This is a genomic window from Stenotrophomonas sp. SKA14, assembly GCF_000158575.1.
Classification (GTDB): Bacteria; Pseudomonadota; Gammaproteobacteria; order Xanthomonadales; family Xanthomonadaceae; genus Stenotrophomonas; species Stenotrophomonas forensis.
Genome location: NZ_DS999412.1, coordinates 2,942,384 through 2,963,054 on the forward strand (window position 1 = coordinate 2,942,384; position 20,671 = coordinate 2,963,054).

Here is a 20,671-nt window from a genome sequence, read left to right on the forward strand (position 1 = left end):
TAGAGAGAAGACACGACCCCCTTCGAGACCCCTCATGGCCTCTGCAGCGCCCCTCCCCCGTCGCCGTTGGCGCCTGCTGCGCACAGTGCAGCGCTGGGTCGACACCGGCAGTGCTGCAGACGGCGCCGTCGACCGCCCCGGGCGTATCGACTGGCTGCGCGCGGTACCGTTCGCACTGATGCATGTGGCGTGCCTGGCGGTGATCTGGGTGGGGGTGTCATGGACCGCAGTGATCGTTGCGGCGGCACTCTATGCCGCGCGCATGTTCGCAATCACCGCGTTCTACCACCGCTATTTTTCGCATCGCACCTTCCAGGCATCGCGAGCGGTGCAGTTCGTATTCGCTGTCATCGGGGCCGCCAGCGTGCAACGCGGACCACTGTGGTGGGCCGCGCATCACCGCCATCACCACCGCCACGCCGACCAGCCGCTGGACCCGCACTCGCCGCGTGAAGGTGGCTTCTGGCGCAGCCACATGGGCTGGTTTCTGACCCGCGAGGCCTTCGCCACGGACCTGTCGCGCGTTCCGGATCTGGCGCGCTTCCCGGAACTGCGTTGGCTGGATCGCTTCGACACCGCGGTTCCCGTACTACTGGCCGCAGCGCTGTATGCGCTCGGCGCCGGCCTGGAGCGCTGGGCGCCGGGCCTGCACACCTCGGGACCGCAGCTGTTGGTGTGGGGCTTCTTCATTTCCACCATCGTGCTGTTCCACGCCACCGTGACCATCAACTCGCTGGCGCATCGATTCGGCCGCCGCCGCTTCGAGACCCGCGATGACAGCCGCAACAACCTCTGGCTGGCCCTGCTTACCTTTGGCGAAGGCTGGCACAACAACCACCACTTCTTCCCGGGAACGGTCCGGCAGGGCTTCCGCTGGTGGGAGGTGGACCTGACCTGGTACGGCCTGCGCGTGATGGCGGCCTTCGGCCTGGTAAAGGGCCTCAAGCCGATTCCCGAGTGGGTGCTGGCCAAGGCGAGGTACTGACATGCGCATCGCGATCATCGGCTCCGGCATTGCGGGCCTGGCCAGCGCCTGGTGGCTGGACGGCGAACACGAGGTCACGCTGTTCGAGGCCAACGATTATCTGGGCGGCCATACCCATACCCACGACGTGCAGGTGGATGGCTTGCAGATGGCGGTGGACACCGGCTTCATCGTCTTCAATCCGCTGCACTATCCGCTGCTGACGGCATTGTTCGACGAACTGGGCGTGGCGTCCCAGCCTACGACGATGAGCTTCTCCCTGCACAGCGAGCGTAGCGGCGTGGAGTACAACGCCACCTCGCTGGACGGGCTTTTCTGCCAGCGCCGCAACCTGTTGTCACCCCGGTTCTGGGGCATGCTGGCCGACCTGCGCCGGTTCTACCGGGACGCGCCATTGCTGCTGGCCGAAGATGAAGGCCCCACCCTGGGCCAGTACCTGCATGCCCAGCGCTACGGCGAGGCATTCGTCGAAGAGCATCTGCTGCCGATGGCATCGGCGCTGTGGTCCTCCCCCACCCGCTCGGTGATGGACTTCCCGGCCCGCTACCTGGCCCAGTTCATGGCCAACCACCAGATGCTGCAGATGAGCGGGCGCTCCCCCTGGCGGGTGGTGAGCGGCGGCTCGGCGCGCTATGTCGACGCTCTGCGCGCCCGCTGGCGCGTGCGTGAGCGGCTGCAGTGCCCGGTGCATTCGGTCGAGCGCATGCCGTGGGGCGCGCGCGTGCACAGTGCTGCCGGCGTAGAAGGTTTCGATGAGGTGATCCTGGCCTGTCACAGCGACCAGGCGCTGGCGCTGCTGGGTGACGCAGACCCTGTCGAACGCGAGGTGCTCGCTGCCATCCGCTACCAGCCCAACGAAGCGGTGCTGCACACCGACGCAACGCTGCTGCCGCGCAATCGCAAGGCATGGGCCGCATGGAACGCGCATGTGCCGCGTGACCCGTCTGCGCCCTGCACGGTCAGCTACTGCATGAACCTGCTGCAGGGCCTGCCCGGTGACACGCCGCTGGTGGTGACGCTCAACCGCAGCGAGGCGATCGACCCGACCAAGGTCCTGCGCACGCTGCGCTACACCCACCCGGTGCACGACCACGCAGCCGTCCGGGCCCAGCAGCGCTGGCCCGAGCTGCAGGGCCGTCGCCACACCTGGTTTGCGGGCGCGTACTGGGGCTGGGGCTTCCATGAGGATGGAATCCGCAGTGCGCGGCGCGTAGTCGATGCGCTGCGTGCCTGCGAGCCGCACCGGTTGTTGCCGGAGGCAAGCGAGGTTGCCGCGTGAGCACCAGCGCGCTCTATTTCGGGCAGGTGATGCATCGGCGGCATCACCCGCACCCGCACGCGTTCCGTTACCCGATCGCGCAGCTGCTGCTCGACCTGGACGAGCTCGATACGGTGTTCGCTGGCCGCTGGCTGTGGTCGATCAATCGGCGCAACCTGGCCGAATTCCGCCGCAGCGACTACTTCGGTGATTCCACGCGGCCACTGGCCGATACAGTACGCGACCACGCCGCGACCACCCTCGGCTTCCGGCCGGGTGGACCGGTGCGCCTTCTCACCCACCTGCGCTTTGCCGGGCATGTGTTCAATCCGGTCAGCTTCTATTACTGCTACCAGCCCGATGGCAGCACCCTGGACTGCATCGTGGCCGAAATCACCAACACCCCGTGGAAGGAACGGCATGCCTATGTGCTGCCGGTCTCCGCGGCCACCCATGAGGGCACCTCGCTGCGCTGGCAGTTCGACAAAGGCTTCCACGTCTCGCCCTTCATGCCGATGGACTGCCGCTATGACTGGCGCTTTAACGTGCCCGGCGGAGACCTGCGCGTGCACATGCAGGTCTGGCGCGACGGTGTCCGCCAGTTCGATGCCACCCAGGCCATGCAGCGCCGCGCACTGGATGGCCCCGGCCTGGCCCGGGTGCTTGCCTGCTATCCGCTGATGACGCTGCAGGTGGTGGGCGCGATCCATTGGCAGGCCTTGCGCCTGTGGCTGAAGCGCAACCCCGTCCACGACCACCCCAACCTTGCCGGGAAACCGCGATGAACTCGATGACTCCTTCGGTCGCGCTGCCGCGCCCGGGCGCACTGGATGCCTTCCTGCGCCGCCGCCTGCTGGCCCAGCTCGCCCCGCTGCGCGAGGGCCGGCTGTGTGTGCGCGACGCGCTCGGCGAAGTCTGGCTTGGCGATGCCCGGGGCGAACTGAATGCCACCGTCAGCATCGACGACCCGGCGTTCTACAGGAAGGTCGCCGCGCAAGGCAGCGTCGGCGCAGGTGAGAGCTACATCAACGGTGAATGGCATTGCGACGATCTGGTCGCGCTGATACGGCTGCTGGTACGCAACCGCGATCTTCTCGACAGCATGGAACACGGCCCGGCCCGCGCCGGCGGTTGGCTGCTGCGCGGCTGGAACCGCCTGCGCCGCAACAGCCGTGAAGGCAGCCGCCGCAACATCGCCGCGCACTACGATCTCGGCAACGACTTCTTCGCCCTGTTCCTGTCGCCGGACCTGATGTATTCCTCGGCGCTGTTCTCCGATGAAAGCGAATCGCTCGAATCGGCCTCGCGGCGCAAGCTGGACCGCATCTGCCAGCAACTGCGGCTCAGCCCTGGCGATCGCGTGGTGGAGATCGGCACCGGCTGGGGCGGCTTCGCCGTGCATGCCGCAACGCACTATGGCTGCCACGTCACCACCACCACCATTTCCGCCGAGCAACATGCGCTGGCTGCCGAGCGCGTGCAGGCCGCCGGCCTGCAGGACCGGGTCACCCTGCTGATGCAGGATTACCGCGACCTGCAGGGCCAGTTCGACAAGCTCGTCTCGATCGAGATGATCGAAGCCATCGGCGCCGAGTACCTGGATACCTACATGGCAACGTTGCAGCGCTTGTTGAAGCCGGACGGCGTGGCCCTGCTGCAGGCCATCACCATCGAGGATCACCGCTACGAGCAGGCCCGGCGCAGCGTCGACTACATCAAACGCTACGTCTTCCCGGGCAGCTTCATTCCTTCGATCAACGCGATCATGGCGGCCAAGACCCGATCCAGCGACCTGCAGCTGATCGCCCAGCAGGATTTCGGGCACTCCTATGCGCTGACCCTGCGCGCCTGGCGCCAGCGCTTCCTGGCGCAGTTGCCCGCCGTGCAGGCACAAGGCTTCGACGCGCGTTTCTGCCGGCTGTGGGAGTTCTACCTGGCGTACTGCGAGGGCGGCTTCCTGGAGCGCTCGATCGGTGTCTCGCACCTGCTGCTGGCGCGCCCCGGCCATCGGCCGATCACGGATGCGGACGGCGGGCACTGAGATGGGCCGCTTCTGGGCCAACCTGCTCGGTAACCAACTGGTCTGGCTGAGCGCCGTGGCCGGCGCCGGCCGCGGCTGGCAGTGGCCCGCACTGCTGGCTGCGACGCTGTACATCGGCAGCCAACTGCTCACGTCCCCGCAGCCGAGGCTGGAGCTCCGGCTGCTGGCATGGGCACTGGCCTGCGCCTGGCTGGTTGACGCCAGCGCAGCGGCCAGCGGCACGGTGCGTTATGCCGCCGCCGCGTTCGGTTGGGCGCCGCCGCCGTGGATCATGGCGCTGTGGGCGGCGTTCGCGATGACGCTGACCACCTCGATGCGCTTCCTGCAGCGGCACGCCGCGCTGCCGATGCTGTTCGGCCTGCTGTTGGCGCCGCTGGCCTACCTCTCTGCTGCGCGCGGCTTCGACGCGGTACGGTTCGCAGCGCCGGCATGGCACGGCCTGCTCGTGCTCGGCATTGGCTGGAGCATCGCGCTTTCCCTGCTGTGCAGCCGTGCCCGGCGCGGAACGCGCGGCACGCCGCAGCCACCCCTCGCTGGAGCGCCGTCATGATCGACCTGTTATGGGTGCTGTTGTACGCCGTGCTGATAATGAGCTGGGGCTGGGCCTGGCAATGTCGCCACACGAACATCGGGGTGGTTGATGTGCTGTGGGCCAAGGGCGTCGGCGCATCTGCGCTGTTGCTTGCGTTGCTCGGCGATGGCGCGCTGATGCCACGGGTGGCGGTGGGCGTGCTCGGCGGCGTGTGGGGCAGCCGCCTCGCCCTGCATCTGTGGCACCGGGTCCGTCACGAAGCGGAGGACGGGCGCTATCGCTACCTGCGCGAGCACTGGCATGGCCACCAGGGAAAGATCTTCGGTTTCTTCATGGCCCAGGCCCTGCTGATCATCCTGTTCGCCCTGCCCTTCGTCGCGGTCGTGGCCAACCCACGGCCGGGGCTGTCGATCTGGATCGTGGCCGCTGCGGGCGTCTGGCTGCTCAGCGTGGGGGGTGAGGCGCTGGCCGACCGCCAGCTGGCCCGCTTCCGCGCCAACCCGTCCAACCAGGGCCGCACCTGCCGGGATGGCCTGTGGCGCTACTCGCGGCACCCGAACTATTTCTTCGAATGGCTGCACTGGTTCACCTACGTGCTGTTGGCCGTGGGTTCGCCACTGTGGTGGATGGCCTGGCTTGGGCCGCTGCTGATGTATGTGTTCCTGCGCTACCTCAGCGGTATTCCGTTCACCGAAAAGCAGGCCCTGCGTAGTCGCGGCGATGACTACCGCGAGTATCAGCGCACGACCCCGATGTTCTTCCCCTGGTTCCCACGCGCCTCCAAGGAGCATTCCGCATGAACGCGATCCCGTCACAGAACCCCGCCGAAGCGGGTGAGAGCGGGCTGATCGCCTGGGCCGAGCGCGGCTGGGTTCCGGATGCAGCCTTGCGCGCCGGCATCCGACGCCTGTGCGCGCAGCGCCTGCACGAGGAAGCCGAGGGCGGCATCGAGGGCCAGTCGGCCCGCTTCAACCGCCGCATCGCCGAACTGGCCGACAGCCCACTGGCGCTGCATACCGATGCCGCCAACCGCCAGCACTACGAGGTGCCCGCCGCCTTCTTCCAGGCTTGCCTGGGCAGGCAGCTGAAGTACAGCAGCTGCTACTACCCGACCGGCAACGAGACGCTGGACCAGGCCGAAGACGCGATGCTGGCCCTGTACGGCGAACGTGCCGGGCTGGCCGATGGCCAGCACATCCTGGAGCTGGGTTGCGGCTGGGGCTCGCTGACCCTGTGGATGGCCGAGCGCTATCCCCTCGCCCGGATCACCGCCGTGTCCAATTCGAACAGCCAGCGCCAGCACATCCTGGCGCAATGTGCGTCGCGTGGGCTGCACAACGTCGAGGTACTCACCCGCGACGTCAACCAGCTGGAATTGCCACCTGCGCAGTTCGACCGCTGCGTCTCGGTCGAAATGTTCGAACACGTACGCAACTACCAGCGCCTGCTCGCGCGCATCGCGCAATGGCTGAAGCCGGACGGCGCGCTGTTCGTGCATATCTTCGCGCACCGCACGCTGATGTATCCGTTCGAAACCGACGGCGGCGACAACTGGATGGGCCGCCATTTCTTCACCGGCGGGCTGATGCCTGCCGCCGACACCCTGCTGCACTTCCAGCGCGACCTGCGGCTGGAGCAGCGTTGGCTGATCGATGGCACCCATTACCAGCGCACCGCCGATCATTGGCTGGCCAACCAGGATGCGGCCCGCGACCGCGTGATGCCGGTGCTGGTTGTTACCTACGGCGAAGCGGCCGCACGGATCTGGTGGCAGCGCTGGCGTATGTTCTGGATGGCCTGCGCCGAACTGTTCGGCTACGACGATGGCCAGCAGTGGCTGGTGGCCCATTACCTGTTCCGCCCCCGCTGAGGTGTCGCATGCGCATTTTTTCGTTGCTCCCGCTGCTGGCGGTCGGACTGTTCGGTACCGGTTGCAGTTCCAATGACACACGCCCCCTGCCGCGCCCGCCATCGGTGGACGTGCCGCGCTTCATGGGCGACTGGTATGTGATCGCCCACATTCCCTCGCGTCCCGAGCGCGAGGCCTTCGATGCCGTCGAGAGTTACGCACTGCGGCCCGATGGGCGCATCCAGACCACCTTCACCTATCGCAAGGGCAGCTTCGACGCGCCACAGAAGTCGATGCATCCCATCGGCCGGGTCGAAAAGGAAGGCAACGGCGCGGTGTGGGGCATGCAGTTCATCTGGCCGATCCAGGCCGAGTACATCATCGCCTGGCTGGCCGATGACTACGATCAGACCATCGTGGCGCGCAGCAAGCGCGACTATGTGTGGTTCATGGCACGCACGCCGCAGGTGTCAGACAGCGACTACCAGCAGGCAGTGCAACGCATCGCGGCAATGGGCTATGACACCCGGAAGCTGCGACGGGTACCGCAGTCGGTGCGATGACCCCTGCTACGGCCCTGCGCGGCCGCTCGGCCAGCACTTCGCACCAGGCTGACACCGCGCATCCACGGTGTTGATACGGCCGGCCGCACACTGCGGTTCCCCACGTGAAACAGGCACCACCGGCATGCATCCCGAATCCCGCCCGCACACCTGCAACCTGCTGCTGGTGGAGGACCAGTTCGACCTGGCCACATTGATGGAACAGGCATTGCAGCGCGAAGGCGACCAGGTGACGCATGCGTACAGCGTGTTCGATGCACTGGGGCTGCTCGACACCCGGCAGTTCGACGGCGCCGTGCTGGATATCGAGCTGCGCGACGGCGTGGTGTTCCCGGTCGCCGATCGCCTGGCCGAGCTCGGCGTGCCCTATCTGTTCGTGTCGGCGGTCTATGACCAGTTGGTGCCGGCAAGGCATCGCAGGGTCCCGTTCGTTGCAAAGCCGTTCCATCTCGAAAAACTGCAGCAGGCCGTGCAGCACGCCCTCAGCGGCAGCCGCGCCACTGCATCGCCGGGGCCGGACGGCGACCTTCGCAATCCAGCGTACCCACAGGAGGCAGCCGCTCCCGGCACTCAATCCAGCGCGAACCCTGCAACCCTGCCTTCTTCGTCGGGGCGGATCATGTACGGCATGAAGACGCCCGGGCCGAACGTGGCCACGTAGCGGTACATCATGCCCTTCTCGCTGGCCTGCGTGCCCTTGAAGACCAAGGCATCCGGCTTGCCATAGGGCCCGACCGCCTTCGCCAACCCAGCACCCAGCCCCGCCTCCAGCCTTGTACGCAGGTTCGCGCTGAAATCCACATAACCGTGCCCGGCCTGCAATTGTTCAAACGTCGCCCGTGCACGCGCCGTCACTGCGGCTTCTTCGCCAGGCGCAGGCCGGCTCCACGCAGCGACAATGGCGGGATGAAGCGCACTGAAGACCGCATTGGTCAGCGTGATGCCGGCCTCCGGCGTCTTGTCCCCCAGATTGGTGAAGGCAATGATGCGCAGCCCAAGCTCGGGGAAGTACTCGTCGGCGGTGGTGAATCCCTGCGAGCCACCGGTATGGCCAATCCGGGCCTGGCCGTAAACAGTGTTGACGAACAACCCGAGCCCATAGTCGGCACTGCCGCCCTCAGCGGTGTGAACCGGGGTGGTCATTTCGCGGTAGCCGGCCGGGCTGACCACCCGGCCCCCGCTCAGGCCACGATCCCAGCGTGCGAGATCGTCCAGCGTACTGACCAGGAAGCCGGCAGCCCCACTCCAGTCCGGGTGGAAATAGGGTGATCGGCGCAGGACGCCCGCCTCGTGCCGGTACCCCACCGCCATGCCCTGCAGTCGCTCCGTATCGGCCAGGGTGAAGGTGTGCCGCATGTCCAGCGGCTCCAGCAGATGCAGGCGCACGTAGTCGACGTAGCGCTCGCCCGATACCACCTCGATCAACCGGCCGAGCAGCAGGTACCCGGTATTGGAGTACGACCAGCGGCTGCCCGGCGCGAAATCGAGAGGTCGATCGCGGATGCGCGCGATCAGCCGATCAAATGCAATGGGCTGCGTCACCAGGGCATCGACCTCCTGTTCGGGCCCGTCGAAATAATCGTGCAGGCCGCTGGTGTGAGACAGCAGCTGGCGCAAGGTCACCTCGTGCGCATGCGGGGCGTCCGGCAGATACCTGGCAAGCGGATCATCCAGGCTGAGCTTGCCGGCCTCCTGCAGCTGCACGATCGCAGCGGCGGTGAACTGCTTGGTGATCGAGCGGATCTCGAAGGGCGTGTCGGTGCGCACCACCAGGCCCCGCGCCAGGTCGCGCTGGCCATAGGCCTTGGCGTGAATCAAGCGCCCGTCCTGGAGCACCATCACCGCCGCACCGGGAACGCTGAAGCGGCGCATGACCTGGCCGACGCCACGGTCGATGCCTTGGATCACGGCCGCATCCAGTGGGGCGCTCGCCCTGCTCGCGGCATCACTGTGCGGCCCTTCCGCGGCAACAGTGGGCCCGACACTGCCGATCATCACCAGCAGCAGGCCCGCCAGGGCCATCAAAAAACGTGCCGTGCGCATTCCTGCCCCGATAATTCAAATTTGAACTATAGTTTGAATTATGAAATCCGCCACTGCAAGCCACTCCCGCCCGGCCCCGCTGAAGCTGACTCCCGCCCAGCTTGCCGCGATGGCCTCGCCCGCACGGATGGCGATACTGCAGCGCCTGGACGCGGAGGGTCCGGCCAGCATCCGCGAACTCGCCGAGCGCCTGGGCCGCCCCGCCACCGCGCTCTACCACCACCTGGCGCACCTGCAGAAGCACGGCCTGGTTCGCATCACCGAACACCGTGACACCGGCCGCCGGCCCGAAGCCGTCTACGCGGCGGTCTCGGCACGGCTGTCCTCCCGCGACGCGGTGCGCACCCCGGCCGGCCGGCGGAGCCTCGTACGCGTGGCCACGCGCGTGGTCGCCGCCACCCTGCGCGCGTTCGCCTCGGCCGCCACCCGCGCCGCCGCCCGCTTTGAAGGGCCGCAGCGCAACTGCGCGGTCCGGCACCTGTCCTTCCGCGCCGATGACGAGCAACTCGCCCGCATCAACGCATTGATCGAAACGCTTGAGGCCACCGCGCTCGACGCCGGCACGCAGGGCGCCCCCCTGCTGCTGACCGTGCTGATGGCACCCGCCGCACACACGCCGCGCAGCGCATCGACCTGACCCGCCGTCCATCGCCCCCATCAATGATCATTGCCAAGTTCAATATTCATTGATGATCGATATTTAGGAATAATCGCAAAAACCCAACAAATTCGATGTGCGGCATGGCAACAGCGCCAGAATGGTCGCCACGCCCGCGGGCGCTGACCACCTCTGTGCGCATGAATGGATATCCTGCACCGCGCCGGCTGCGACTGGCACTCCTGGACGATCACGAAGTCGTCCGACGCGGGACCGCACTGCATCTGTCCCGGGACGTCCGTTTCAGGATCGTCGCCAGCCACGGGCACAGCGATGCGTTCATCCAGGATCTGCGAAGAACACCGGTGGATGTGGCCATCATCGACCTGGCGCTGGCGCGCGGGGATCGCGACTGCATGGAGCTGGTGGGGCTGTTGCGCGCGGCATTCCCAGCCGTCCCCCTGCTCGCCTTCGCCACCCTGTCACCCGGCATCCACATCGGCCCGCTGATCGACGCCGGGGTCAGGGGCGTGGTCAGCAAGGCCGAGCCGCTGCCGCTGCTTTCCGAAGCGATCGTGCGCGTGTCGCTTGGGCTGGACCGCCTACCCCCAGACTGCCGGAATCCGGCGGACAGCGAAGACCTCAGCCGCAACGAACGTGAAGTGCTTCACCTGCTGCTGGCCGGCCTCACCGTCTCGGAGATCGCCCAGCAGCGCCATCGCAGCATCAAGACGGTCAGCACGCAGAAGAAGGCCGCGCTACGCAAGCTGGGCCTGCGCAACGATGCGGAGATCTATGCCATGCGGCAGCAGCTGGAGTCACTGTGAGTCGGCGCCAACGCCTGCGCCTGCCTCCCGCCCTGCTGCTGGTCCTGTTGCTGCTGCCGATGGTGTCGGTCGGGGACCCGGTGTCGCCGCCCTGGGCGCCCGGACGCGAAGTCCGCGTGGCGACGGCGCCCTCGCTGCGCCCCTTGCCACCGGCATTGGCTGATACAGCGCCGCTGCCCACCCTCGCCCACGGCTACGCCACGCTCGTGGCACGCCACTCGCAGCTGCGCTTCACGGAGCATCCCTACCCCAGCATTGATGCTTCGGTGGCGGCGGTATGCCAGGGGCAGGCCGACCTGGTGCTGGTCATCGGTGCAGTACGGCCGCTGCACCAACCCTGCGCCGACCTGGCGGCCTCGGCTCCCTTCCGCGGCGGCAAGACTGTCCTGGCCGGCCGCGGTGGGGGGCGGCTGCCACACGATGTCGCGCAACTGGACGGGCGGACACTGGCCGTCGTCAATGGCGGGCCATATGCCGAATGGCTGCAGGTGCATCACCCCGAGCTCCATCTACTGCATCTGCCCGATCGGCACGCAACACTGGTGGCTGTCGAGACCGGCGTCGCTGATGTCGCGATTGGCCTTGAATCGACGCTGCAGCCGATGATCCGGCGCCACTTCGGCGGCACGCTGCAGCTGCAGCCCTTCGAGAGCGCATTCTCCACCGACCTGTACCTGCTGGTGCGCAGCATTGACCGCCCACTGCTGGCGCGCATCGACCAGGCACTGCACGACATCACGCTGGAAGAGCATGCAGGCCTGCTGCAACTCTGGGCCCGCCAGGCACTACCCGCCTCGATCCAGCGCATGTTCGACCACATGCGCATGCCGCCGCCGCACTGGCTCCTGGCCCTGACCGCGGTGCTGGCCGGCCTGCCGATCCTGTGGCATGTCGCGGCCCGTCGCACCAGGCGTGAGCGCCGCCGTGATGCCCGTGCGGCGGGCATGGTCAGCCATGAGATGCGCAATTCGGCACAGGCGATGCTGATGTCGATCGATCTGCTGGGCCGATCGCCCCTGGCCAACGGTCAGCGCGAACTGCTTGCGGCCGCGACGGCCGCCGGGCGCTCATTGCGCAGCCTGCTGAACCGGTCCCTGGATTTCTCGCGCCTGGCCGGTGGCGGCTTCAGGCCGCGCGCAGATGCCTGCAATGTGGCATCGCTTTGCCGGCAATCGTTGGACGCGATCCGGCCCCAGGCCCGACTGAAGGGCTTGCAGCTTCGATTCGACTGCAACCCCGATCCTGTGCCGGTTGTCGCACTGGATTCAGAGGCGCTTCGTCAGATTGTCGACAACCTGCTCGGCAACGCAGTGAAGTTCACCGATGTCGGCGGCATCGATCTGCGCGTGCAGCTTGCGCCACCGATCGAGCCCCGGACGCTGGTGCTGGATGTGATCGACAGCGGCATTGGCATTGACGCCAGGCACATCGGGCACCTGTTCCGCGCCTTCCAGCAGGGCGAAGGCGGCCAGATGCGCGGAGGCAGCGGCCTCGGCCTCTCCATCGCCCGCGAACTGGCCCGCGCCATGCGCGGCGACCTCACCGCGCACAGCGTCGTGGGGCGCGGCAGCCGCTTCACCCTGTGCCTGCCGGTACAGCCCGCCGGCAGCAATGTCGTGGCCCCGGATGAACCTGCCCCCGGCCGCCCGCTTGCCGGCCTCGACCTGCTGCTGGTGGAAGATCACCCATTGAACCGGCAGATCATCGCCGAGCAGCTGCGACGACTCGGTGCGAACGTGCATGCCGTTGCCGACGCTGCGGACGCCCTGGCCGAGCAGAGTCAGGCCCCGCACCCGGTCGTGCTGATGGATATCGGCCTGCAGGGCATGGATGGCTACACATTGGCGCGGCAACTGCGCGGCCAGGCCAGTGGGCCGCTGCGGCTGGTGGCGCTGTCCGCCCGCACCGGGCGCAGGCACGTGGCGCATTCACGCAAGGCCGGATTCGACGCGATGCTGACCAAGCCGCTGCAGGTCACGCAATTGCTGCAGGCGTTGCAGCTGACGCCCATCACTGGCGACGCACCGTCCAACCCCGTTGCGGCGCTGGGCCCCATGCATCTGGCCGACATCCACGGCGAGCTGACAGGTATCGAGCGGGCGCTCGCGGATCACGATGCAGGAACGATGCGCCATCATGCGCACCGCCTGCAGGGAACACTGCAGATCTGCGGCGCCGCCGATCAGGCCGAGATCGCGGCCGATCTGTGGGAACTCGGCCATGACTCCGCGCCCGACTGGATCGATGCGCGGCGACTGCTGCAGGTGCTGTGGCACTGGCATGGCTCCCGCGTCGCGGAAGCCATGCCTGCCGCCTGATCAGGCGGCCAGGCGCTCGACCTGGCGACGGGTCAGGTCATTGAAGCGACCCAGCGACATCAGGTGCTGGTGGATCAGCGCCAGCCAGCCGCTGCGGTGCCACTCCACCACGGTCGCTTCCGGCAGGGCAACGAACTTCTCGACGTCGACCACCTGGAAACCATTGAGGTTGAACTCGCGGCCATCCGGGGTACGCACGGTGGCGTTGCGCTCGACCAGCAGGCCGTTGTCGATCAGGGCCTTGGAGAAGGCCTGGGTCTGCTCGTGCTCACGGGTGAACTGGCCACAGAATTCCAGCGCCTGCTGCACCATGTCAGTGGCCTTGCCGTCGACGAACAGCGGCTGGCCTTCGTCACCGCCCTTGACCACGCGCGGACTCTCTTCATCGATGCCCAGCAGGAAGTCGTTGTCGGCGCCGGTGTCGATGAAGATGAAGGGGTGGCGACGCAGGTAGGCGGGGATGTAGGCCTCGTCTTCCCACAGGCCGTCCTTGATGAACAGGTTCTCTTCCGACACGCCAACGGCGGCCATCGGCACCGCGGTCGGGCCGGCGAACAGGATCGGGAAGTGGTGCAGCGCCAGCGAGAACTCGCCCAGCACCAGCGGAATGGCGTTGTTGCCGGCGGCGAACTCGAGCTTGCCCGGCAGGACGCGCAGATCGGCGTGCACATCGGCCTGCAGCGGCACCGGACGGGTGTAGAACAGGGGAGCGCCGCTCGGCGCCGCTTCGGTGGTGGTGTCGCTGGTGGTGGTCATCTTGGGAACCGTTCGATCATGCGCGCCTGCCATCCCGGGCGCGCCAGCGGGAACAACCTGAATCCCGCATTATCAACAAGCTCGATGACAAGGGCCACCCCGGCGAGGGCCTATTTCAGTTGCAGGGGGTATCGCTGCCACAGCACGTGGACAAGAAAACCGGCCAGTTCGGTATCACGGGCGCTCACCGCAGCGCGGATCTTGTCCAGCAGCACCATGTCCGAACAGGAGCGCACATCGGCGTGATTGGCCTGCCCTGCCCTGCGCGCACGGTAGCGCGCAGCCCGCTGTGCATCACTCATTGCGTACCCGAACTTGGGCGGACGACCGCGCTTGCGCGGCAGGGTCAGCTCCAGGGTTCCGGGGTCTTTGTCATCACGCATGGGCGGGGTGCGGGCGGCGGCGAGCAACGGGGGGTGCGCAATTTATCGTGAGGCATCACTTTAATCCAGCTTTTTCTGCAGTTTTGTTGCAATGCAGTGCAAATGCATCACGCTTCCGGCGGCAGAACCACGCCACGCGTGGATACGGGAACCGCTCAACACAAAAAAGGGAGCCCGCGAACGGACTCCCCTCACCTTCTTCATGCAGCACGTACAGGCTCGTAACCGTGCAGATGCGCCTCGCTGCTGGCCCGTCCCTGGCTGAGCGAGCGCAGCGAAGTGGTGTAGCCCACCAGCTGCGCCAGCGGCGCAAAACCGCTGACCTCGGCGCGACCGTCCTGATCCTCGATGCGGGCGATGCGGCCGTGACGGCGATTGAGGTCGCCCACCACGTCACCCACCGACGCAGACGGCGAATGCACCGTCACCGCCATCACCGGCTCCAGCAGCTGCGTGCCGCCTTCGGCCAGCGCCGCCTTGATCGCCTCGACGCCGGCACGATGGAACGCCATTTCCGAGGAATCCTTGGCATGGGTCTGTCCATCGACCAGGCTGACCTCGATGCCGACCACCGGATGACCTTGCGGGCCTTCCGACAGCGCAGCGCGCACGCCCTTCTCCACCGCCGCGATGAAGCTGCGCGGCACCACGCCACCGACGATGCGATCGTTGAACACGACCCCACCGTCCTCGCGCGGCGCCACGTCCAGCACCACCTGCGCGAACTGCCCCTGGCCGCCGGTCTGCTTGACCAGCCGGCCGACCACGCCGGCCACTGCACGCATCGGCGTCTCCTGGTAGGCCACGCGCGGCGCGCCCACGCCCACCTCGACCTTCCATTCGCTGCGCAGGCGCTCGACCATCACCTCCAGGTGCAGCTCGCCCATGCCCCAGACCAGGGTTTCGGCCGTATCGCGATCGGTCTCGACGCGGAACGACGGATCCTCCTGGGCCAGGCTGGCCAGGCCCTGCGCCATCCGGATCAGGTCAGCCGCACGCGCCGGTTCCAACCGCCACGCCAGCACCGGCGCCTGCGCCTGGATGTTTTCCAGGCGCAACGGCTGCGCACGGCCGCTCAGCGTTTCACCGCTGATCGCATCCTTCCAGCCCAGCACCGCGACGATGTCACCGGCCACGGCCTGTTCGATGTCGTGGGTCTGGTCGGCCTGCACCCGCACCAACCGGCTGACGCGCCGACCCTGCGGATGCTGCGAACTGGCCACCGCGTCGCCCACCTTCAAGGTTCCCGAGTACAGCCGCACGAAGCTCAGCGCGCCGTGCTGCTGGTGGGTGATCTTGAACAGCAGGCCGGCCAACGGACCGTCCGGATCCGGCGGCAGCACCACCTCGCCATCCTCGCTTTCAGCGACCACGGCAGGCCGATCCAGCGGCGATGGCAGGTAATCGACCACCGCGTCCAGCAGCGTTTCGATGCCCTTGTCCTTGAACGCCGCGCCGGCCAGTACCGGCACCCCGGCACCGGCCAACGTTGCGCGCCGGATGCCTGCACGCAGCTGTTCGGCATCGATCACACGGCCTTCCAGCCAGGCATCAGCCAGCAGCTCGTCGTGATCCGCTACGGCCTCGACCAGCGCATCGCGCTGCGCCTGCCACTGCGTGCGCGCTGCGTCGTCCCACGCGGTGATCGTCGCCGCAGCACCGTCGTGCCACTGCAGCACCCGCTCATCGACCAGATCCACCCAGCCGTTGAAGTCGCTCTCGCTGCCCAGCGGCACGCCCAGCGCCCACGGCCGCGCGAGCAGCTTGTCCTGCAGCTGCTCCAGCACGCGCTCGAAGGAAGCACCGACGCGATCCATCTTGTTGACGAACGCGATCAGCGGCACGCGATGGCGGCGCGCCTGGCGCCACACGGTCTCGGACTGCGGCTGCACGCCATCCACCGCCGAGAACACGGCCACGGCGCCGTCGAGCACGCGCAGCGAACGCTCGACTTCAATGGCGAAGTCGATGTGGCCGGGCGTGTCGATCAGGGTCAGCCGATGCGACGGCAGGTCGCGCGGCGCCCACTGCGCCTGCACCGCGGCGGCACCGATGGTGATGCCACGTTCGCGCTCGATCGCCGAGAAATCGGTGGTCGCATTGCCGTCGTGCACTTCGCCGACGCGATGGATCTCGCCGCTCTTCCACAGCAGGCGTTCGGTCAGCGTGGTCTTGCCGGCGTCGATGTGGGCAATGATGCCCAGGTTGCGGCGACGGGAAAGGGTCTGGGTGTTCATGAAGATGTTCCTGCAAAGCCAACTTCGGGGGCCGCGCACCCCGGTTGGCGACAGGGCGCGCGGCTAGCGTTCGGTCTCGGCGATCTGGTGCATGGCACGTTCTCCTTGCGGTACATCGGGTTACGGGGAATGGAACTGCGGAAACGAAAAGAGCGCCCCGGAGGGCGCTCTGTCGAAGGTCCAGCGATGGCCGTCTCAGCGGCCTCGTGGGGCTCCAGGCAGACACGCCCGTTCCGCGCTTGCGCGGATCAGGGTGAAAAACTTCAGGAGCGGCATCCGGTTCATGGGGCGCATTCTAGACCTGCCAATCTGGCGCGCAAGTGAATATTGCACGCATGGATGGAACGATGAGGCTTGCCGGGGTCAGCGTCTTTCGCTGCACGAAATCATCCGGCCCGGCCAGGCAGAATCACTCGCAGCCGTTGATGCGGCGCGCCTCGCTCACCGTGGTGGCGTGGTCGCCCGTCACCGACACCCAATCCTTCAGCGAGTAATCGCCATGGATCTGGCCGCGCTTGGGCGTGTCATGGATCGTGATTTCCGTCCAGCTACCCACCGCGCCCAGTTCGCTCAGGCGCGCCGCCTGGTCCTCATCGCTGCTGAAGGTGTCCCCCGGCTTGGACGGCTTGGCAGTGTTCACCGTCGCGGTCTTCAGTGCCCGCACACGCAGTGCACCATCGGGCATGCGCTGGCTGATCACATCGTAGCGTTCAATGCCGTACGCCCAGGAGCGCTCGGTGGGGCGGCGCACTTCGCTGCCATCATCGGCCACCTCCACCGTGCCATTGACCAGCCCGCCAATCGCGGCGATGCCGCCGTAGCCGGCCATCATGGCCTGGTAGCCAACCATCTGACGCTTCTCCAGCGGCAGATCGATGGCTGCGGGCTTCATGCCCGGCAAGTTGAGGTACGCCGATTTCTTGCAGAGCAACAGCACCTGCTGGTCGGCCCAGGCCATCAGCATCGCGCCACCTGCGTAGTAGTGCGTGGTGAACAGGTCAGGTTTTGCGCCTGCGCCAGTGGCTTGGCGGGTCTCGATCGACGTGGCCTGGTCGGCCGCTTTTTCGATCGACACCGTGCGGGTAGGTGCCGCGTGGCCGGTACACGCGGTTGCAGCCAGCGAAACAAGCAGTGCGGCGCTGGAGAAATGATGTTTCATGGGGAGGAACATTCCATTGAAGAGAGCGAACTACCCATGGTACGTCGCAGCATGACAGGCAGCTCCACCGCACCCGATCACGATCAACACCATTCAGTCAGGCGTAGCTGTTCGCCTCAACCAACCTGCGCCACGCCTTCCTGCTGACTGAAGATCGCTGGCCAACGCCCTGTTCACTCAGCACAACGGCGCCGGGCGCCTGAACATTCGAGCAGCGGCATGGCGATCAACATCGGGGCAATTGCGACATCCAGCGACCTCAGGTCACCACCACCAGCGGCACCCCGCGTCGCGGATGCTGCAGCACCACCACATCCTGCTGGTAGACCCGCTGCAGGTTGTCCTCGGTCAGCACCTGCAGCGGCGTGCCGTCGGCGGCCACTCTGCCCTGCTCCAGCAGCACGATGCGATCGGCATAGCCCGCGGCCAGATTCAGATCATGCAGGACCACGATCACGCAGGCCCCCGCTTCGGCGCAGGCCCGCACGCTGCGCAGGGTGCGCTCCTGGTGACGCAGGTCCAGCGCGGCGGTTGGCTCGTCCAGCAGCAGCAGCGGCGTGTCCTGCGCCAGTACGCGCGCAAACGTGGTGCGAGCGGACTCGCCACCGGACAGCTGCTGCACTTCGCGCAGGCGCAGCGCCTGCAGCTCGGCAGCATCGATCGCCGCTTCCACCTGGGCATCATCGGCAACCGGATCGGGCGGGTGCGGCAAGCGCCCCATCGCCACCACTTCTTCCACGCTGAAGGCGAAACGCACGCCGTGCTCCTGCGGCATCACCGCGCGCTCGCGCGCCAGCGGCCCCGCCTTGAAGGTGGCCAGCGGCTTGCCCAGCAGGCTCACCTCGCCTGCGTCAGCGCGAAGATCACCGGCCGCCACCGCCAGCAACGTGGATTTGCCTGCGCCATTCGGGCCTACCAGCGCAGTCACCGTGCCTGGCTCGAACGCGAGCGAGATGCCATGCAGGATTTCGCGCTGCTGGCGGCGCACCACCACCTCGTGCAGCTTCAACAGTACGCTCATGGCGCCGCCTTGCGGCGCTGCTGCAGCACCAGCCAGAGGAAGAACGGCGCGCCCAGCGCGGCCGAGAACAGGCCCAGCGGAATCTCTGCCGGCGGGTCGAGCGTACGCGCTGCGGTGTCGGCCACTACGATCAGCAATGCACCCAGCAGCCCGGACAGCGGCAGCAGCCAGCGATGGCCAGGGCCAACCAGCAGGCGCGCCACGTGCGGCACCACCAGGCCAACGAAGCTGATCGAACCGGCAAAGGCCACCGCTGCGCCCACCAGCAGCGCACTGAACGCGACCAGGCGGCGACGGGTGCGGGTCACATCCAGCCCAAGGTGCTGCGCCTGGCGTTCGCCCAGCGCCAGCATGTCGAGGGGTGTGGCCAGCCGCTGCAGCGCGAACACGCCGATCGCGAACAAGGGCACCACTGCTGCCACATCGGCCCAGTTGGCGCGTGCCAGCGAGCCCATCTGCCAGAACACCAGCGATTGCAGTTCGCTTTCGCTGGCAATGTAGGTAAGGAAGCCGATCAGCGCCGAGCAGAACGCGGCCATCGCGATGCCGACCAGCAGCAGGGTGGCATTGCCGCTGCCCTTGCCCGGACGCGCCAATGCGTAGGTCAGGCCGATGGCCAATGCGCCGCCGACGAACGCGGCGACCGGCACCAGCCAGCCCGCCGCACCGGCAGCACCGAGCACGATGGCGGCCACCGCACCCAGCGCCGCGCCTTGGCTGACGCCGACGATGCCCGGATCGGCCAGGGGATTGCCGAACAGGCCCTGCAGGCTGGCGCCGGCCATCGCCAACGATGCGCCGACCATTGCCCCCAGCAGCGCACGCGGGATGCGCAGCTGCCAGACCACGGCCAGGTCGCGACTGCTGACCGCCTGCGGATCAAGCAGGCCCAGCTTCACCCCCAGCGCCTGCATCACCTCCAGCGGCGGCAACCGCAACGGACCCACGGCGAACGACGCCAGCACTGCCCCCAGCAGTGCCAGCAACGCCACCAGCAACATCGTCCGTCCGCGACGGCGACGCCGATCCGCCGGACTCATGCCTTCGGCAACGCCGCCAGGGCCTTGGCCAGCGCCAGCGCACCGGCACCGGAACCAACACTGGTGTACTTCAGCTGCACATCCGGCATCACCCAGACCCGATTGGCCTGCCCGGCCGGGGTCTGCTTCAGCGTCGGATAGGACTTCCACAGGCCTTCGGCGCCGCCAAACAGCTGCAGGTCATGCTCGGTCACCAGGATCACCTCCGGTGCCGCCGCGACCACGCCTTCGTTGCTCAGCTGCGAGTAGTTCTTCACCCCCGCCTCGGTTCCGATGTTGACGCCACCGGCCAGCGCAATCAGCTGCGCCGAGGCGCTGTCGGCACCGGCCACGGTCGGTGCGCCACCGGCGCCGGTCGCCGAGACGTGGATCACGCGTGGCGCATGACCCAGGCCCTTGCCAATCGCTGCAGCCTCGTCGAGCTGACGCTGCACCTGCGTAGCAAGTGCCTGCCCTGCCTCGGCCAGCCCGAGGGCGGCGGCGACCTTGCGCACCTTGTCCGGGGCCGGCTGAAGATCGTCGATGACCACGGCCGGCTCGCCCACTTCGCGCAGCTTCTTCGCCAGCTCGGTATGGCGGCGCAGGCTGTTGCCCAGGAACAACGAACCCTGCAGGCTCAGCACGCCCTCTACGCCGGTAGTGCGATTGAACAGGAACTGGTGAGGCGCGGCCAGGCCCGCCTGGGTGGTGGTGTTGGTCGGCGCGGCAAACACCTGCTTGCCAAGGCCCAGCGCCTCGACCACCGCAATGACGTCGTCGCCACCGGCGATGATGCGGCTGGTATCGGCCACCTCGATATCGGCGCCGTCATCGGAATGCACCTTGGCCGGCAGCACCGCCTTCTGGTCGTGCACGGCCGGCATCTCGGCACCGGCCACGCGCTGCCAGCCTGCCGGCAACGCACCTTCAGTCGCCGCCGTGGCGGCCGACGCCTCGGCAGGCTTCTGGCTCTCGGACGGGGCCGGCGCGCCACCGCAGGCGGACAGCGCCAGCGAAACAGCCAGGGGAAGCGCGCACAGGCGCAGACGGGACGCGATGTTCATGGACGTTCTCCTTGCTGG

The 20,671-nt window shown here is 67.4% G+C and carries 19 protein-coding genes and 1 pseudogene; 12 read left to right on the plus strand and 8 right to left on the minus strand.

Translation table 11 applies throughout. The features are described 5' to 3' along the window. Window positions 1-34: 34 nt before the first annotated feature. From SSKA14_RS13295 to SSKA14_RS23465, 9 genes and pseudogenes are all read left to right on the plus strand, one after another. Window positions 35-985 carry an acyl-CoA desaturase gene (locus SSKA14_RS13295; RefSeq protein ID WP_040007749.1) on the plus strand — a complete coding sequence of 317 codons (951 nt, stop codon included), beginning with the start codon at window positions 35-37 and terminating at the stop codon, window positions 983-985. A 1-nt stretch (window position 986) separates the two neighbouring features. Next, window positions 987-2,264 (plus strand): FAD-dependent oxidoreductase, encoded by a 1,278-nt coding sequence (locus tag SSKA14_RS13300; protein ID WP_008267458.1) that lies wholly within the window; start codon window positions 987-989, stop codon window positions 2,262-2,264. Next, the gene (locus SSKA14_RS13305; RefSeq protein ID WP_008265804.1) at window positions 2,261-3,028 is read left to right on the plus strand and encodes a DUF1365 domain-containing protein; all 768 of its coding nucleotides are present in this window, start codon (window positions 2,261-2,263) and stop codon (window positions 3,026-3,028) included. The genes SSKA14_RS13300 and SSKA14_RS13305 overlap by 4 nt, the downstream gene beginning before the upstream one ends. Further along, window positions 3,025-4,284, plus strand: coding sequence for a cyclopropane-fatty-acyl-phospholipid synthase family protein (locus tag SSKA14_RS13310; protein ID WP_040007751.1), 1,260 nt, complete (start codon window positions 3,025-3,027; stop codon window positions 4,282-4,284). Before SSKA14_RS13305 ends, SSKA14_RS13310 begins: the two co-directional genes overlap by 4 nt. A 1-nt stretch (window position 4,285) precedes the next feature. Further along, window positions 4,286-4,834: a DUF2878 domain-containing protein gene (locus tag SSKA14_RS13315; RefSeq protein ID WP_040007753.1), complete on the plus strand. Its 549-nt coding sequence runs from the start codon at window positions 4,286-4,288 to the stop codon at window positions 4,832-4,834. Next, window positions 4,831-5,616 carry a DUF1295 domain-containing protein gene (locus SSKA14_RS13320; RefSeq protein ID WP_008265263.1) on the plus strand — a complete coding sequence of 262 codons (786 nt, stop codon included), beginning with the start codon at window positions 4,831-4,833 and terminating at the stop codon, window positions 5,614-5,616. The genes SSKA14_RS13315 and SSKA14_RS13320 overlap by 4 nt, the downstream gene beginning before the upstream one ends. Beyond that, window positions 5,613-6,686, plus strand: a complete 1,074-nt coding sequence (locus tag SSKA14_RS13325; RefSeq protein ID WP_008267574.1) for a cyclopropane-fatty-acyl-phospholipid synthase family protein — start codon at window positions 5,613-5,615, stop codon at window positions 6,684-6,686. The genes SSKA14_RS13320 and SSKA14_RS13325 overlap by 4 nt, the downstream gene beginning before the upstream one ends. An 8-nt stretch (window positions 6,687-6,694) precedes the next feature. After that, entirely contained in the window at window positions 6,695-7,228 is a 534-nt protein-coding gene (locus SSKA14_RS13330) for a lipocalin family protein (RefSeq protein WP_008265195.1), read from the plus strand. A 124-nt stretch (window positions 7,229-7,352) separates the two neighbouring features. Further along, window positions 7,353-7,703: pseudogene (locus tag SSKA14_RS23465) on the plus strand (response regulator); the annotation flags it as partial. A 95-nt stretch (window positions 7,704-7,798) separates the two neighbouring features. On the opposite strand, the gene SSKA14_RS13335 reads toward SSKA14_RS23465, so the two are convergent. Continuing rightward, window positions 7,799-9,136 carry a serine hydrolase domain-containing protein gene (locus SSKA14_RS13335; protein ID WP_157635951.1) on the minus strand — a complete coding sequence of 446 codons (1,338 nt, stop codon included), beginning with the start codon at window positions 9,134-9,136 and terminating at the stop codon, window positions 7,799-7,801. 175 nt (window positions 9,137-9,311) lie between these two features. On the opposite strand from SSKA14_RS13335, the gene SSKA14_RS23065 reads away from it, so the two are divergent. The 3 genes from SSKA14_RS23065 to SSKA14_RS13350 all read left to right on the plus strand — a co-directional run bounded on the left by SSKA14_RS23065 (window position 9,312) and on the right by SSKA14_RS13350 (window position 13,014). Then, a complete protein-coding gene (locus SSKA14_RS23065; RefSeq protein ID WP_083797368.1) occupies window positions 9,312-9,908 on the plus strand; it encodes a helix-turn-helix domain-containing protein in 597 nt (198 codons plus the stop codon). 161 nt (window positions 9,909-10,069) lie between these two features. Then, the gene (locus SSKA14_RS13345; protein WP_040007758.1) at window positions 10,070-10,696 is read left to right on the plus strand and encodes a response regulator transcription factor; all 627 of its coding nucleotides are present in this window, start codon (window positions 10,070-10,072) and stop codon (window positions 10,694-10,696) included. A gap of 59 nt (window positions 10,697-10,755) precedes the next feature. After that, window positions 10,756-13,014 carry an ATP-binding protein gene (locus tag SSKA14_RS13350; RefSeq protein ID WP_083797429.1) on the plus strand — a complete coding sequence of 753 codons (2,259 nt, stop codon included), beginning with the start codon at window positions 10,756-10,758 and terminating at the stop codon, window positions 13,012-13,014. Here SSKA14_RS13350 and SSKA14_RS13355 read toward each other — a convergent pair whose 3' ends face one another. The 7 genes from SSKA14_RS13355 to SSKA14_RS13385 form a co-directional block, all read right to left on the minus strand. Next, on the minus strand, window positions 13,015-13,770 hold the full coding sequence (locus tag SSKA14_RS13355; RefSeq protein ID WP_040007760.1) for a SapC family protein: 756 nt from the start codon (window positions 13,768-13,770) through the stop codon (window positions 13,015-13,017). A 110-nt stretch (window positions 13,771-13,880) separates the two neighbouring features. Next, entirely contained in the window at window positions 13,881-14,153 is a 273-nt protein-coding gene (locus tag SSKA14_RS13360; protein ID WP_005409616.1) for a hypothetical protein, read from the minus strand. 200 nt (window positions 14,154-14,353) lie between these two features. Then, window positions 14,354-16,390, minus strand: coding sequence for an elongation factor G (fusA, locus tag SSKA14_RS13365; RefSeq protein ID WP_008265364.1), 2,037 nt, complete (start codon window positions 16,388-16,390; stop codon window positions 14,354-14,356). 409 nt (window positions 16,391-16,799) lie between these two features. Further along, a complete protein-coding gene (locus SSKA14_RS13370) occupies window positions 16,800-17,549 on the minus strand; it encodes a hypothetical protein (protein WP_040007762.1) in 750 nt (249 codons plus the stop codon). A 259-nt stretch (window positions 17,550-17,808) separates the two neighbouring features. Further along, complete coding sequence (locus tag SSKA14_RS13375) at window positions 17,809-18,570, minus strand: heme ABC transporter ATP-binding protein (RefSeq protein WP_008265018.1); 762 nt, start codon at window positions 18,568-18,570, stop codon at window positions 17,809-17,811. Then, window positions 18,567-19,610, minus strand: coding sequence for an iron ABC transporter permease (locus SSKA14_RS13380; protein ID WP_040007764.1), 1,044 nt, complete (start codon window positions 19,608-19,610; stop codon window positions 18,567-18,569). The genes SSKA14_RS13375 and SSKA14_RS13380 overlap by 4 nt, the downstream gene beginning before the upstream one ends. Then, window positions 19,607-20,653, minus strand: coding sequence for an ABC transporter substrate-binding protein (locus SSKA14_RS13385; protein WP_008268146.1), 1,047 nt, complete (start codon window positions 20,651-20,653; stop codon window positions 19,607-19,609). Before SSKA14_RS13385 ends, SSKA14_RS13380 begins: the two co-directional genes overlap by 4 nt. Window positions 20,654-20,671 lie beyond the last annotated feature (18 nt).